The sequence below is a fragment of the Aeromonas sp. QDB54 genome (assembly GCF_027707385.1).
GTDB lineage: Bacteria > Pseudomonadota > Gammaproteobacteria > Enterobacterales > Aeromonadaceae > Aeromonas > Aeromonas hydrophila.
In genome coordinates this window covers 247,710-262,805 of the sequence record NZ_JAPCIT010000001.1, presented here as the reverse complement: position 1 = coordinate 262,805, position 15,096 = coordinate 247,710, and the positions used below count along the sequence as shown (strand labels likewise).

Genomic DNA, 15,096 nt, shown 5'->3' with positions numbered 1-15,096 from the left:
AGAGACAACGCAAACATGCGAAAGGGGCCAGCAGGCCCCTTTCGCGCATATGTCACACCAATTTGTTGGCGTCAGGCTTCGAAGCCGGTCAGCGGGGTTTCGGCAGGCGTCTCCTGCGTCACGTCCAGATAGATATCCCGATAGGCCACATAGATGGAGTAGTTGAGCGCCGGGATCACCACCAGCAGACCCACCAGCATCAGCGCCGCGCCAAACAGCATCAGGATGGCGGCGATCAACCCCCACCAGAGGAAGGGCCACATGTTGGTCAGGCAGCCTTTGAAACTCAGTTTGGCGGCCTGCAGGATCCCCACGTCGTGGAAAAAGATGAGGGCGGGGGCGAAGGTGATGGCCATCAGCACCGGGATCAGCAGTGCCAGCCCCAGCAGCAGACAGAGCAGCAGCCCCTGGGCCTGGGCCGCCGTCACCACCAGAGATTCGGGATCCTGGGTCAGCAGGGAAGTGAGCCCCCACATGGAGAGCAGTCCCAGGCAGATGAGGCCGATCAGGCTGAACAGGGCCAGCACCAGCAGACCCCCCAGCATCAGCGGGGTCAGCTTGTGGCGAAAACCGGAGAAGAAATCGGCAAAGCGCAGCGGATTGCCTTCATAACCGTGACGGGCCACCGCCACCCAACCGGCCCCCCAGACCATATAAAGCAGCTGGGAGATGAGGCTGCCCGCCGGCAGACGCTCCAGCAGCAGACCGACCGCAAACCAGATGAGGACCATGGCGACACTGACCCCCATCCCCTTGTTGAAAACATCGAAACCGGATCGCACCCAGACCCAGCCACGCCCGATGGGGTGACGAGCAGGTTCTGCGCGCAGGGGGGACAATCCATTCATAACATTTCCTCGGTTCAAAACGGCTGGTTGCCGATTCTAGAGCCATGGGCCGACCGACTCAATGGCGGGTCACCGCCGAGACCGGTTTTGCACGTCATGGCTGCTTGTATCAGACGTTACGGTTATCATAAGAGACCCCTTTGCAAGGGGCATTCACTTATTCAAGAGAATCCAAGATGCGTACATCTCACCTGGCGCCAATTCTGCTGGCCTCCCTGTTGCTCAACCTCTGGCAGTGGCAGGCCGACCCTGTCAAACCTCAGTCGGGATCCGACACCGCCAGCCCCGCCAACAGCCCGTCGCAATGCGATTCGGCCACCAGCCAGAACAGCGGCCAGAGCACCGGGCAGAGCCTGCTGGCCAAGCTGCCCGGCAAGGGCAGCCAGAGCGAGCCCGCCCCCGCCCAGGAGGTGCTGCCTCCCAATCCCGAGCTGGAGGCCGCCATCAGCCAGTGGAGCCAATCGAGCGAAGGATCCGTGCTAATCGAGCGGCTCTATGACGCCGAACAGGGCAGCCAGCTCACCACCGTCTTCGACCGGCTCGACATAGTGGAAGACGTGCGCGGCCAGGTTCAGGAGCAACTGCGCGAGCTCTATCGCCTCGGCTTCGACCATCCCGATGCCTACGAGCAGGAGAGCCAGCGCATCTGGGGCAACCTCGGCAACCTGCTGGGGGAGGATACCCGCACCCGGCTCGAACAGGAGATCTACTCGGGCGATACCAACCGCCTGCTGGAGATCCAGGGTCGCCTGGCCGAGCACGGCGAGCTGCTGGCACCGGCCCAGCGCCAATCCCTGACGCGTCTGCTGAGCGAGGCGAACCAGCAGCTGGCCCAGCAGGAGAGCGGTGATGCCGGCACCTATCTGGAGAACCAGCGCGCCTATACCCAGCGGGTACTGGAGAGCAGCCGCAGCTTCCTCAATCCGGATCAGCTCAAGGTGGTACAAGACATGCTGGAGCTGGACCTGGTGCGCCAGGAGGTGTCGGTCCAGATGGAGGCCATCTACCAGCGCTTCCAGCCAGCGTCCTGATTTCGTTACCGTTTCGTTTTAGTCAACCCAGTCTGGAATCATCATGAGAGTCGTTTGTTGTCTATTGTTGCTGCTGGCCAGCCAGTCCGCCCTCGCCGAGGGCTTCATCAGTCGCCTGCTCAACCACCCTGTGCCGGGGGGCGTCGCCGTGGTGGCGCTCGGCAGCGAGGCGCAGGCCCCGACCGCCCGCTATCAGGGCAAGCCGGTGCTGGTAGTACGTGAAGAGGGCAAACGCTGGATTGCCATCGTCGGCATCCCCCTCAAAAGCCAGCCCGGCCCCCACCAGCTGCAGGTGAGCGATGGCCGCACCCTCGGCTTCACGGTCGGCACCAAGCACTACCGGGAGCAGCACATCAAGCTCAAGAACAGCCGTCAGGTCAACCCGCTGGCCGAAGACATGACCCGCATCAACCGCGAACTGGCGGAGCAGACCCGCGCCTACCAGACCTTCAGCCCGACCCAGCCGAGCAACCTGCTGTTCGACAAACCGGTGGACGGGCCGCTCTCCAGCCCGTTCGGGCTGCGCCGCTTCTTCAACGGCGAAGAGCGCAACCCCCACTCCGGTCTCGACTTCGCGGTCGGTGCCGGCACCCCCATCAAGTCGCCGGCGGCGGGCAAGGTGATCCTGATCGGCAACTACTTCTTCAACGGCAATACGGTGTTCGTCGATCACGGTCAGGGCCTCATCAGCATGTTCTGCCACATGTCGAAGGTCGACGTGAAGCTGGGCCAGAGCCTACCCCGCGGCGGCATCGTCGGCCGGGTCGGCGCTACCGGCCGTGCCACTGGTCCCCACATGCACTGGAATGTCAGTCTCAACGACGCCCGTGTCGACCCCGCCATCTTCATAGGCGCCTTCAAGCCCTGAGGTCGGTGACCTGTCAGGAGCGCTCAAAACGAAAAAGGCAGCCTAGGCTGCCTTTTTGATGGCCGACTGACGACATATCAGGCGGCGTGCTGACGCGCCTCCTTGCCCATAGCTCGCCACATCACCAGTACCAGCAGGGTGCTGCAGGTGGGCAATGCCAGCCAGACACCGGATACCCCCCACAGGGAGGAGAAGCCCCACAGGAAACCACCGATCAGCACCAGCTTGCCGCCGGTGAGCAGGGAGGCGATACGAGCCCGGTTGATCGCCTGGAAGTAGGTGGCCCCCACCAGCAGCAGGCCTTCCATCGGCAAGCCCCAGAAGTAGAGCCAGATGCCGAGGCTGGCCACCGGCAAGAGGGCTGCGTTGTCCCCGGCAAACAGGTAGACCACCCCCTCCGGCCACAGATAGAGCGGCAGCATGCCGCACAGGGCCACCAGCAGGGTCACCCCCAGCGCTAGGTTGCGCACCCGCAGCACCCGTGCCCAGTTGCCCGCCCCGGCGTTGAAGCTGGCGATGGGCTGGATGCCCATGGCGATCCCCTCGAAGATGAGATAGAAGAAGGCCTCGCTGTAACTGATGACGCCGTAGGCCGCCACGTGCAGCGAGGTGCCCACCGCCAGCAGCGCCTTGTTGTGCAGCGCCAGCACCACCGACAGGTAGAGGTACATCAGAAAGCTCGACACCCCGAGTCGCAGCGTCTCACCCATCAACCGCCAGTCGGGTCGCAGGGTGTCCCAGCCAATGCGCAGCTGGCTGCGCGGGGTGAAGAAGTGCCACAGGCAGAGGCCGCCGGTCACCGCCTGGGAGAGCATGGTCGCAATGGCGGCCCCCGCCAGTCCCCAGGGGATCACCGCCATCAGCAGGTAATCGAGCAGCACGTTGAGCACGCCGCCTCCCACCAGGATCCAGGTGGTGAGGCCGGGTCGCCCGTCGTTGCGCAGCAGGGCGGTAAACGCCATGGAGAGCACCGCAAACACCCCGAGCCAGGCATACCACTGCAGATAGGCGAAGCCGGCGTCAAAGATGACTCCCTCCGCCCCCATCCAGATCAGCATGGCCTCGCCGTAACGGATGCCGATGAAGGCGAGCAGCCCAGAGGCGATGAGCACCATCACCAGTGCGTTGCCGACGATGTGGCGGGCCCTCGCCTGCTCCCCCTTGCCCAGATAAAACGAGGCGAGCGCCGAGGAGCCCATGCCGATCAGCGCCCCCACCGCATAGAGCACCGCGCAGATGGGGTACGCCAGCATCATGCCGGCCAGCCCGTCCTGACCCAGAATATGGCCGACGAAGATGCCGTCTATGGTGACATAGATGCCGGTGACCAGCATGGCGGCCACGGTCGGGGTGACGTAGCGCCAGAACAGGCGGGAAAGAGGGGCCGTGCCCAGATCGACTGCGGACATAAAATGCTCAACGGAGGGAAAAACGGCCAGAATGATAGCCAAAGCGGGCCGGGAACGCCCGTTATTTATGTTACAAATCATTAATATGGAAAACTTTACCCGCCCCGGCCCCTGCTTTAGGCTAGGGCGACCTCACCTGAACGGAAACGTGCGCCATGTTGCAACGCCTGCTCTGCCTGCTGCTCTCTCTTACTCTCCTCACTCCCCTTGCCCAGGCCGATGACGCCATCACCCAGGTGGAAGAGCTGCTGCAGAGCGTGCCCAAGACCGACACCCCGGAAAACCAGAAGTTGCGGGAAAGTTACCAGCAGGCGCTGCAGTTTGCCCGGGAGGCCCAGCGCTATCGCGAGCAGGGCAAGGCCTATCAGCAGATCCTCATCGACTATCCCAAGGAGTCGGCCCGTCTCAAGGAGAGCCTGCACAACTACCAGCCCCAGCCTCGCCCGGCCCTCTCCTCCCTGAAAGAGGAGGCCCTGCGCCAGGCCATCGGCCTGAGCAGCAACCGCCAGCTCAACCTGCGCAAGGAGCGTCAGGGGGTGATGGACAGCCTCAACCAGCTGGAGAGCACCGGCCAGGAGTATCACCTGCGGGTCGACGAGCTGCGCAAGCAGTTGCAGCAGACCCGCGCCCTGCTCGACCGGCTCAGCTTCAGCAGTGAATCGGATCGCCTGCAGGATGCCCAGCAGCTGGTCACCCGCCTCAAGGAGCAGAGCCTCTCCGACCGGATCCAGATGCTGGAGCTGGAGCAGCTCTCCGCCCAGCAGCGCAACGATCTCGGCAAGCTCAGGCTGCAAGAGCTCAACCTCGCCATCACCGACGAGGATGAGTGGCAGGCCAGCCTGCTCAACCAGCAGAACCAGCTGCGCCGCGACAAGACCGAGCAGGCGCTGGCGGAGAGCGAGCGGCTGCGCAAGCAGCTCACCTCCGACATGCCGCTGCTGCTGGAGCAGCAACAGCAGAACCAGGCGCTCTCCATCCAGCTCGGCGCGCTGGAGGATCAGATAGAGCGGGTGCAGGATGAGCAGCGGGTGATCGACAAGAACCTGTCGAGCCTGAACGACCTGGTCAACTCGGTGCGCGAGCAACTGGAGTGGCTGCAGATCAGCAACGCTTACGGCGAGAACCTGCGCAGCAAACTCTCTGATCTACCCGCCTACTTCCCCCTCGACAAGCTGGAGTCGGCCATCGTCAACGCCCGCATGGCCAAGTACCAGTACGAGACCGAGCAGGACGCGCTCAAGGATCCGCGCCAGATGCGCGATCAGCTGCTGGCCACCGACGAAGTGGCCCTCGATCGTGCCCAGCAGGCGGTGCTCGACAACCTGCTCAAGGCCCGTCGCCAGCTGTTGACCCGGCTCAACGACGCCTCCGACAGCCTCATTCAGGAGCAGACCCGGCTCAAGCTGCTCTACAGCCGCCAGAACAGCAAGATCGACGAGATCCGCGAGCTCAGCGCCAGCCACCTGTTCTGGATGCCGGACGTGCGCCCGCTCACCCCGGCCGTGCTGCTCGGGGTGCCGGCGGCCCTCGGCCTCGCCCTCAACCCGGTCAACTGGCTGCAACTGCCCCAGGCCATCGCCGAGAACAACCCCATCACCCTCACCTTCGCCGGCATCGGCATCCTGGTGCTGGCCTGGTGCTGGTTCAAACTGGCTCGCCACCTGACCCACTACAGCCAGCACATAGCGCCCCGCATCGGCAAGGTGACCCAGGACAAGTTCAGCCTCACCAGCCGACTGCTGATGCGCTCCCTGCTCGCCTCCCTGCCGCTGCCCGCCATGGTGCTGATGGTGCGCGGCCTGCTCGACGGCGCCTGGCAATATCCGTTTGCGGTGGCGGTGGCCCGCGGCCTTGGCGAGATCTGGTTCCTGCTGCTGGCGCTCTTGATGGCCCGTCACCTGACGCTGGAGAAGGGGATCCTGATCCTCCATTTCCGCTGGCAGAAGGAACGGGTGCAGAAGGTGTGGAGCCAGTTTCGCACCCTCTTGCTGGTGATCATCCCGAGCTTCTTCGTGCAGGGCATGGCCAACAGCTATCAGGAGCACGCCTTCTACGACTCCCTCGGCCGGCTGGCCTTCATCGTCGGCGCCCTCTGGCTGCTGCTGTTCTTCGCCCGCCTCAACCGGGAGCGGCTGCCGCTCACCTGGGGCCAGGCCGACATGACCAAGCCGCACCTGCTGCACCACTTCATCTGGAACAGCCTGATGCTGGCCCCGTTGCTGGCGGTGATTGGCTCCCTGCTCGGCTACTTCTACACCTCCCGCATCCTGCTGCGCCAGCTGGAGCTGAGCCTGCTGATGGGGCTGGGCTGCCTGCTCGTCTACTATCTGGCGCACCGCTGGATGCTGATCCAGCGCCGCCGCCTCGCCTTCGAGCGGGCCAAGAGCAAGCGGGCCGAGATCCTGGCCCAGCGCGGCCGGGAAGAGGGGCATGACGAGCTCAGCTCCGAGATCCCGGACGTGGTGGAAGACACCGAGCTGGATCTGGATACCATCAGCGCCCAGTCGCTCGGGCTGGTGCGCACCCTGCTGATGCTGGGCTTCACCATGCTGGTGGTGGTGCAGTGGTCCGAACTCAACTCGGCGTTCAGCTTTCTGCGCAGCATCGAGGTGTGGCAGGTGAGCAGCAAGATTGGCGGCATCGAACAGCTCTCCGCCATCACCTTGCAGGATCTGATGCTGACGGTGTTCACCTTCATCTTGACCGTGGTCACCGCCCGCAACCTGCCGGGCCTGATGGAGCTGACCCTGCTCCAGCACCTGAGCCTCTCCCCCGGCACCGGCTTTGCCATCACCACGGTGACCAAGTACATAGTGCTGGTGGTGGGGGCGCTGACCGGCTTCTCCATCCTCGGCATCGACTGGTCCAAGGCGCAGTGGATGGTGGCGGCCCTCTCCCTGGGCCTGGGTTTCGGACTGCAGGAGATCTTCGCCAACTTCGTGTCGGGCCTCATCATCCTGTTCGAGAAACCGATCCGGCTCGGCGACACCGTCACCATTCGCGAGCTGACCGGCACCGTCACCAAGATCAAGACCCGCGCCACCACCATAGTGGACTGGGACAGGAAGGAGATCATCGTTCCCAACAAGGCCTTCATCACCGAACAGTTCATCAACTGGTCGCTGTCAGACGCCATCACCCGGGTACGGCTGCGCATCCGCATCGGCCTGACCCAGGAGCCCAGAAAGATACAGACCATTCTGGAAGAGTCGATCCGGTCCTCCACCCTGGTGCTGGAGACCCCCTCTCCCGAGGTGTTCCTGATCGAATTCACCGACTCGGCGCTGATCTACGAGATCCGGCTCTACGTCAACAGCATGGATCACCGCATGCCCATCACCCACGAGGTCCACTCGCTGGTGCTGGAGAAATTGCAGCAACAGGGGCTGGGGCTGCCGCACCAGCAGATCGACATTCGTCTGAGCCGGGCCTGAGCAGGCACCACAGGAGTACATCATGCAGATCATTGCCCATCGCGGCGCCAGCGGACTGGCACCGGAAAACACCCTCAAGGCCATCCGGCTGGCGCTGGCGCTGGGCGCCGGGGCCATCGAGATCGACGTGCAGCTGGCCGACGGCGAGCTGTGGGTGTTCCACGACCGGCGGCTGGAGCGCTGCACCGACGGCGGCGGCGTGTTGACGGCCCAGTCGCACGCCTATCTGGCGAGCCTGGATGCCGGTGAGGGAGAAGGGATCCCGACCCTGTGGCAGGTGATGGAGGCGATTGCCGGCCAGGCCGAGCTGCACATCGAGCTGAAAGGATCACAAACAGCCGACGAGGTGGCCCGACTGACCCGGCGTGCCGAGGCCGAGCTTGGTTTCGCGCCCACGCAGTGGGTCGTCTCCTCCTTCCATCACCCGGAGCTCGCCCGCTTTGCCACCCTGCGCCCCGACATCCGGTTGGGGGCACTCACTTCCACCATTCCCCTCACCCTCGCCAAGTTTGCCGCCGAGCTGGGGGCCTGGTCGCTCAACTGCGACGTGGATTTTGTCGATCAGGCTCTGGTGCAGGATGCCCACGACCGCGGGCTCAAGGTGCTGGTCTATACGGTCGATGAACCCGCCGATCAGGCGATGCTGGCCGCCATCGGCGTCGATGGCGTCTTTACCAACCGGCCGGACCGCTTCCTGCCGCCGGCCAAAAACGGACTCATTGTGCCAGGGAGAGATCGATAACCGCTGATTTAAGCTATAAATTTAAAGGCGCACCGGGATACAAAAAGTTCTACTTTGGCCGATACAGTGTTGGCCCATAACAATAAAACCACACATCGCAGACTGACGCTCACAAGGATGTAAACATGAACTTATCCATCAAGAACAAGCTTGTCCTCGCCATCGGGGTCATTATCCTGGTCATCACCGGCCTGCAGGTCTGGTACAACACCACCCAGCTGAGAAGCGAAACCCAGCGCCTGATCTGGAGCTTCATCGACGACAGCTCGGCTGCCAATGTGAAAGGCATCTCCCGCTGGCTGGATGCCCGCATCAGCATGGTCACCTCCACCAAGGAGGCCTTCGCCAAGGAGGACGAACCCATCAGCCATCTGGCCCAATCCATGAATGCCGGCAACTTTGACCTAGTCTACGTCGGCACCAAGGATGGCAAGATGATCCAGAGCAAGCCGACCGATCTGCCAGCCGGCTATGACCCTCGTCAGCGCCCCTGGTACAAGGACGCCATGGCCGCCGGCAAGCTGGCCATCACGGCCCCCTACGCCGACATCACCACCGGCCAGCTGATCATCACCATCGCCGAGCCCTTCACCCGGGGCAATACCCAGGGAGTCATCGCCGGTGACGTCTCCATCGACGCCCTGGTGCGCGACGTACTGGCCATCAACTCGGAAGGGACCTACGCCATCCTGGTGGACAGCAATGGCACCATCATCGCCCACCCGGACAAGGAGCTCGCCCTCAAACAGGCGACCGCCATCTCCCCCGAGCTGACCGCCGCCAAGGTCAACGAGCTGGCCCATGACAACACCATCTCCGAGATGGATATCAGCGGCAAACCCAGCGTGTTCGACCTGACCGAGATCCCCAACACCAACTGGTATTTCGGCATAGTGGTGGATGAAGCGGTCGCCTATCAGTCCGTCTCCCGCATGGTGACCTCCGCCCTGCTGCAAGGCCTGCTCACCATCCTCATCGTCGCCGGCTTCTCCTATGTCGCCATCAACGGTTCGCTGGCCCCGCTGAAAACCCTGGGCGAAGCGATTGCCGATCTCTCCCGCGGCAACGGCGACCTGACCCGCCGCGTCAAGATCGAGCGTGAAGACGAAGTGGGTATCGTCGCCAAGCACGTCAACACCTTCATCGACCGGATCCACGTGATGGTGCAGGACATTTCCAACTCCTCCGGACAGCTGAACCAGCAAGCCAAGTCGTCCCACAACATGGCGGAAAAATCGAGCCAGGGTCTGGCTCGCCAGCAAAACGAGATCTCCCAGATCGCCACCGCAGTACACGAGATGTCCGCCACCGCAGTGGAAGTGGCCAGCAACGCCGAGCAAACCGCCGATGCGGCCCGCAGCTCTTCCAGCAGCTGCGAGCACGGCAAGCAGGTGATCGCCCGCAACCAGCGCTCCATCACGGATCTGGCCACCCAGGTCAAGCAGGCTTCCGGCATCATTCAGGAACTGGAAAAGAACGCCCAGGAGATCAACACCATCCTCTCCACCATTCAGGGCATCGCCGAGCAGACCAACCTGCTGGCGCTGAACGCCGCCATTGAAGCGGCCCGGGCCGGTGAACAGGGTCGCGGCTTTGCGGTGGTGGCCGACGAGGTGCGGGTACTGTCCCAGCGTACCCACAGCTCCACCGTCGAGATCCGCAGCATGATCGAAACCCTGCAGCGCAACACCCAGGGCGCCGTCAGCACCATGCACGAGGGTCAGTTGCTGGCCCAGAACAGCGTGGAAGATGCCAACGATGCCACCCAGGCACTGGAGCAGATCACCGCCTCCATCAACCAGATCTCCGACATGGCCACCCAGATCTCCAGCGCCGCCGAGGAGCAGCGGGCGGTGACCGACGAGGTCAGCCGCAACATCCAGGCGGTCAAGGATGTCTCGGACGAGCTGGCGGTTGATGCCGACAGTTCGCGCCATCTGTCTGAACAACTTAAAAATATTTCAGGTGAACTGAGCAATCAGGTCGGCATGTTCCGGATCTGATCAACCGAAATCAAAGGGGCCACACAGGCCCCTTTTTTTATGAAAAAATGCTTTTGTTTCAATAGTTATTACCACATCAACAATCGGGACTATGGGGATGGAAATCCCCATACGAAGCGCTATCTCGTCATAAAGCAACGCATCAAGGCCGACATTCGGATTAGTTTTTTGAACTCAAGCACAGTATTGTTCTATCCGTGAATAATTATTATTAAATATTTTTGATAAAAAACTTAAAAACTTTATGGGTAATACCTAAAAAGAGAGGTGTTTCTCATTTTTTTGAAAGAAAACTAAGTATAATCCTGAGCTTAAAATAACCATAGCAATGACAGCGGCTGATACCGATAACTGAAGGATGGCGATAATTACGGCGTTTTCATCCAAGGAATGGGGTGATTTTGATAAAAGTCACCATTGCCAAGCACTAAAACAAACCAGTTTGACTTGCATCAAGCCTGAATTTTTTTCATAGAGCAAAATCGTGCCCAGCAAATCTATCCCTAAGGAGGCAGATGTGGATATTATCAAGACCGATGTCGCCATCATCGGTGCTGGTGGCGGTGGCCTGCGTGCCGCAATCGCCATAGCAGAAGCCCACCCGGAGCTGGAGATCGCCCTGATCTCCAAGGTCTACCCGATGCGCAGCCACACCGTGGCCGCAGAAGGCGGTGCCGCCGGTGTCGTCCGTGATGATGACTCCCTCGAAAACCACTTCAACGACACCGTATCCGGTGGCGACTGGTTGTGTGAGCAGGACGTGGTCGACTACTTCGTCAACAATGCCACCAACGAGATGATCCAGCTGGAGCACTGGGGTTGCCCCTGGAGCCGCAAGCCGGACGGCAAGGCCAACGTGCGTCGTTTCGGCGGGATGAAGATCCCCCGCACCTGGTTCGCGGCAGACAAATCCGGTTTCCACATTCTGCACACCCTGTTCCAGACCTCCATCAAGTACCCGACCATCAAGCGCTTTGACGAGCACTTCTGCATGGATCTCATCGTGGAAGATGGTCGCGTCCAGGGCGTGTTGACCTTCGACATCCAGAACGGCATCACCCGCTTCATCCAAGCCAAATCCGTCATTCTGGCCACCGGTGGCGCCGGCCGTGTCTATCGCTACAACACCAACGGCGGCATCGTCACCGGTGACGGCATGGCGCTGGCCTACCGCCACGGCGTGCCGCTGCGCGACATGGAGTTCGTACAGTACCACCCGACCGGTCTGCCGGGCACCGGCATCCTGATGACCGAAGGTTGTCGTGGTGAAGGCGGCATCCTGCTCAACAAGGATGGCTACCGCTACCTGCAAGACTACGGTCTGGGCCCGGAAACCCCGGTCGGCCAGCCGAAGAACAAGCACATGGAGCTGGGCCCGCGCGACCGTCTCTCCCAGGCCTTCTGGCAGGAGCAGCAAAAAGGCCGCGTGATCCAGGGCCCGATGGGCGATGTGGTTCACCTCGACCTGCGCCACCTCGGCGAGAAGTACCTGAAAGAGCGTCTGCCCTTCATCTGCGAACTGGCCAAGGCCTACGTGGGTGTGGATCCGGTGAAAGAGCCGATCCCGGTCCGTCCGACTGCCCACTACACCATGGGCGGCATCGAGACCAACGGTCAGTGCGCCACCCGCATGCCGGGTCTGTACGCCCTGGGCGAGTGTGCCTCGGTCGGTCTGCACGGCGCCAACCGTCTGGGTTCCAACTCCCTGTCCGAGATCGTGGTATTCGGCAAGGTAGCCGGCGAGCACGCCGGTGAGTTTGCCAAGACCCAGCAACACGGCAACACCCAGGCGCTGGCCGCCAAGGCCGAGGCGCTGATCAAGCAGCACCTCTCCCTGCTCGATATCGATGGCACCGAAAACCCGGCCGATATCCGCAACGAGTTGGGCATGTCCATGGAAGCCGGGGTCGGCATCTACCGTACCGAAGAGCTGATGCAGGGCACCATCGACAAGATCAACGAGCTGAAGGCCCGTTACAAGAAGATCAAGATCAACGACAAGTCCTCGGTCTTCAACACCGACCTGCTGTACGCCATCGAACTGGGCTACATGCTGGACGTGGCCGAAGCCATGGCGCACTCCGCCCTCAACCGGAAAGAGTCCCGCGGTTCGCACCAGCGTCTGGACGGTTACGAAGAGCGTGATGACGTGAACTTCCTCAAGCACACTCTCTCCTTCTACAACGGTGAAGGGGCCCCGACCATCGATTACTCCGATGTGAAGATCACTAAATCCCAACCGGCGAAACGCGTATACGGTTCCGAGGGTGAGAAACAAGACGAGGCTAAGAAGAATGGCTGAGATGATCGAAATTGAAATCCTGCGCTACCGTCCCGAGCAGGATAACGAGCCCTGGATGCAGACCTTCCAGGTGCCCTACCTCAAAGAGATGTCCCTGCTGGATGCGCTGCAATACATCAAGGATCATCTGGACTCTACCCTGAGCTTCCGCTGGTCCTGCCGGATGGCGATCTGCGGCTCCTGCGGCATGATGGTCAACGGCATTCCCAAACTGGGTTGCAAGACCTTCCTGCGCGACTACCTGCCGGGCAAGATGACCATAGAGCCGCTCAACAACTTCCCGATCGAGCGCGATCTGGTGGTCGACATGTCCGACTTCATCGAGAAGCTGGAGAGCATCAAGCCGTACATCATCCCGGCCGAGCCGCGCAGCCTGTGCGACGGCGAGTACACCCAGACCCCGGCTGACATGGCGAAGTATCACCAGTTCTCCATGTGCATCAACTGCGGTCTGTGCTACGCGGCCTGCCCGCAATATGGCATCAACAAGAAGTTCACCGGTCCGGCAGCACTGGCGCTGGCCTATCGCTACAACGCCGACAACCGCGACAGCGCGTCCAGAGAGCGGATGAAGATCATCAGCCAGGACGAGGGCGTCTGGGGTTGTACCTTCGTGGGCTACTGCTCCGAAGTGTGCCCGAAAGGCGTGGATCCGGCGGCGGCCATCCAGCTTGGCAAGGTCGAGAGCGCCAAGGACTACATGATCGCCATGTTCAAGCCAGATTGAGATCAGGAATGAGACCATGAACAACACCAATAGCAAACGTAAGCCTTACGTCCGCGAAATGAAGAAAGACTGGTGGCTGAAGAATGCCTTCTACACCAGTTACATGATCCGCGAAGGCACCAGCATCTTCGTCTCCATCTACGCCGTCGTGCTGATGTGGGGTCTGTTGCGGCTGGTACAGGGTCAGGAGGCGTTCAACGGCTGGCTGGAATCCCTGCAAAGCCCGATCGCCATCCTGTTCCATGTCATCGCCCTGGCAGCCTGCCTGTTCCACGCCAAGACCTGGTTCGCACTGGCCCCGAAAGCCATGCGCATCTTCCGTGGCGAAGACCTGGTGCCGGAGAAGCCGATCGTCATCGCCCAGTATGTGGCGCTGGCGGTGGTATCCCTGCTTGTCCTGATCATCGTGGCCTGAGGAGAAAACCATGAGACGTTCTGACGAACCCAGTTATTGGTGCCTGTTTGGTGCCGGGCTGTCACTCAGAAACGTTGGCCACGATCTCTCAATCATGATTTGAGGAAAAAATATGAGACGTTCTGACGAGCCTATATACTGGGGACTGTTTGGTGCCGGTGGCATGGTGGTTGCCATGCTGCTGCCGGTCATTGTCCTCATCACCGGTCTGCTGGTGCCCATGGGCATCATGGACGTGGAGACCATGAGCTACGAACGCGCACTCGAGTTCGCCAGCTCCTGGTGGGGTGCCTGCATCCTGCTGGTGATCATCGCCCTGCCCATCTGGCACGGCATGCACCGCATCTACCACGGCCTGCATGATCTGGGGATCCACACCACCAAGCTGCACCACTATGTGTTCTATGGCTTCGCCTTCCTGGTGTCCGCCATCACTCTGGGTCTGCTGATGGTACTGGTATTCCAGTAAGCGCATCCTGACGCAATGACAAACCGGGCCAAGTGCCCGGTTTTTTTATGGCCCCTCGGCGGCTCACGCCGCAGCCCGATAACGGGCATGATCCCTGGATGTGTCAAGGCACTCAGCAACGTTCAATGCCAACTGTCAGCCCCGTCACCAGAGCATCGGCGCCGGTTCACGGCCGTTTTCCGCGTAGTAGAGCGACGGCAGAAACTGCGCCAGATAGCTGAACTCGCTGTAGCAGTGGCGCATCAGGTTGAAGCCTACCTCGTCCGGTACCTCGTCAAACGGATTGGCGCAGGCCTTGCCCAGCAGGAAGCGGCTGCGCAGCACACAGCCATAGGAAGTATCGCGCGCCAGGTGCAGCATCTCGCCATCCAGCGGCGCCCCCTGTTCATCCAGGGCTACCTCGTCGCCAAAGCCGATACGGGCGCAGATGGCGGCAGAGAGAGCCTGCGTCTCCCGCGCCTCCTGCAGCGCCTGCGACGCGAACACCTCTTCGGCACCGTGAAACTTGAGGCGGGCCGCCACTGGCGGCAGTTCGGCAAGCCACTCCACCGCCGCTATGCTGGCCCCCACATAGCGCTCCCCTTTTTTCCAGTGATGATCCCAGCCCCGGTGCTCGACGTGGTCGTGCGGGTGCCACCACCTGATGTGCTGGGTCGTCTCGAAGAAGGTGAACCACCAATCCAGCATGCGCCCCTTGCAGCCGTGCAGATCGGTGCGGATGGCGACCGTCAGCAGGCCGTCGGTGCTGCGGGTCAGGCCCATTTCCAGGCGCAGCGGCTGCGGCCTGAGCAACTCATTGATGTCATTGACGCCCCAGGGGGCAAACAACGGGGAAGTATCCATGATGA

At 61.6% G+C, this 15,096-nt stretch carries 12 protein-coding genes; 9 read left to right on the top strand and 3 right to left on the bottom strand.

Annotation, left to right across the window (positions count from 1 at the left end; translation table 11 throughout):
- Window positions 1-71: 71 nt before the first annotated feature.
- A complete protein-coding gene (locus PG881_RS01230) occupies window positions 72-848 on the bottom strand; it encodes a BPSS1780 family membrane protein (RefSeq protein ID WP_113994192.1) in 777 nt (258 codons plus the stop codon).
- A gap of 176 nt (window positions 849-1,024) precedes the next feature.
- Here PG881_RS01230 and PG881_RS01225 point away from each other — a divergent pair, with 176 nt between their 5' ends.
- Window positions 1,025-1,879, top strand: a complete 855-nt coding sequence (locus tag PG881_RS01225) for a hypothetical protein (protein ID WP_029299356.1) — start codon at window positions 1,025-1,027, stop codon at window positions 1,877-1,879.
- A gap of 43 nt (window positions 1,880-1,922) precedes the next feature.
- Window positions 1,923-2,747 carry a M23 family metallopeptidase gene (locus tag PG881_RS01220; RefSeq protein WP_044800557.1) on the top strand — a complete coding sequence of 275 codons (825 nt, stop codon included), beginning with the start codon at window positions 1,923-1,925 and terminating at the stop codon, window positions 2,745-2,747.
- 77 nt (window positions 2,748-2,824) lie between these two features.
- Here the strand turns inward: PG881_RS01220 and PG881_RS01215 are convergent, their stop codons facing one another.
- Complete coding sequence (locus tag PG881_RS01215) at window positions 2,825-4,156, bottom strand: MATE family efflux transporter (protein WP_041213679.1); 1,332 nt, start codon at window positions 4,154-4,156, stop codon at window positions 2,825-2,827.
- A gap of 155 nt (window positions 4,157-4,311) precedes the next feature.
- Between PG881_RS01215 and mscM the strand changes: the two genes are divergently transcribed.
- The 7 genes from mscM to frdD all read left to right on the top strand — a co-directional run bounded on the left by mscM (window position 4,312) and on the right by frdD (window position 14,248).
- Entirely contained in the window at window positions 4,312-7,590 is a 3,279-nt protein-coding gene (gene mscM / locus PG881_RS01210; protein WP_270797813.1) for a miniconductance mechanosensitive channel MscM, read from the top strand.
- A gap of 22 nt (window positions 7,591-7,612) precedes the next feature.
- On the top strand, window positions 7,613-8,332 hold the full coding sequence (locus PG881_RS01205; protein WP_270797812.1) for a glycerophosphodiester phosphodiesterase: 720 nt from the start codon (window positions 7,613-7,615) through the stop codon (window positions 8,330-8,332).
- Window positions 8,333-8,457: 125 nt separating this feature from the next.
- A complete protein-coding gene (locus PG881_RS01200) occupies window positions 8,458-10,335 on the top strand; it encodes a methyl-accepting chemotaxis protein (RefSeq protein WP_076360364.1) in 1,878 nt (625 codons plus the stop codon).
- Between the two features lie 517 nt (window positions 10,336-10,852).
- Window positions 10,853-12,637, top strand: a complete 1,785-nt coding sequence (frdA, locus tag PG881_RS01195; RefSeq protein ID WP_011706984.1) for a fumarate reductase (quinol) flavoprotein subunit — start codon at window positions 10,853-10,855, stop codon at window positions 12,635-12,637.
- Entirely contained in the window at window positions 12,630-13,364 is a 735-nt protein-coding gene (locus tag PG881_RS01190; protein WP_011706985.1) for a succinate dehydrogenase/fumarate reductase iron-sulfur subunit, read from the top strand. The genes frdA and PG881_RS01190 overlap by 8 nt, the downstream gene beginning before the upstream one ends.
- A 16-nt stretch (window positions 13,365-13,380) precedes the next feature.
- Entirely contained in the window at window positions 13,381-13,779 is a 399-nt protein-coding gene (locus PG881_RS01185) for a fumarate reductase subunit C (protein WP_270797811.1), read from the top strand.
- Between the two features lie 112 nt (window positions 13,780-13,891).
- Window positions 13,892-14,248 (top strand): fumarate reductase subunit FrdD, encoded by a 357-nt coding sequence (gene frdD, locus PG881_RS01180; RefSeq protein WP_011706986.1) that lies wholly within the window; start codon window positions 13,892-13,894, stop codon window positions 14,246-14,248.
- Window positions 14,249-14,392: 144 nt separating this feature from the next.
- Here frdD and PG881_RS01175 read toward each other — a convergent pair whose 3' ends face one another.
- Window positions 14,393-15,091 carry a DAPG hydrolase family protein gene (locus PG881_RS01175; protein ID WP_269383229.1) on the bottom strand — a complete coding sequence of 233 codons (699 nt, stop codon included), beginning with the start codon at window positions 15,089-15,091 and terminating at the stop codon, window positions 14,393-14,395.
- Window positions 15,092-15,096: the final 5 nt, after the last annotated feature.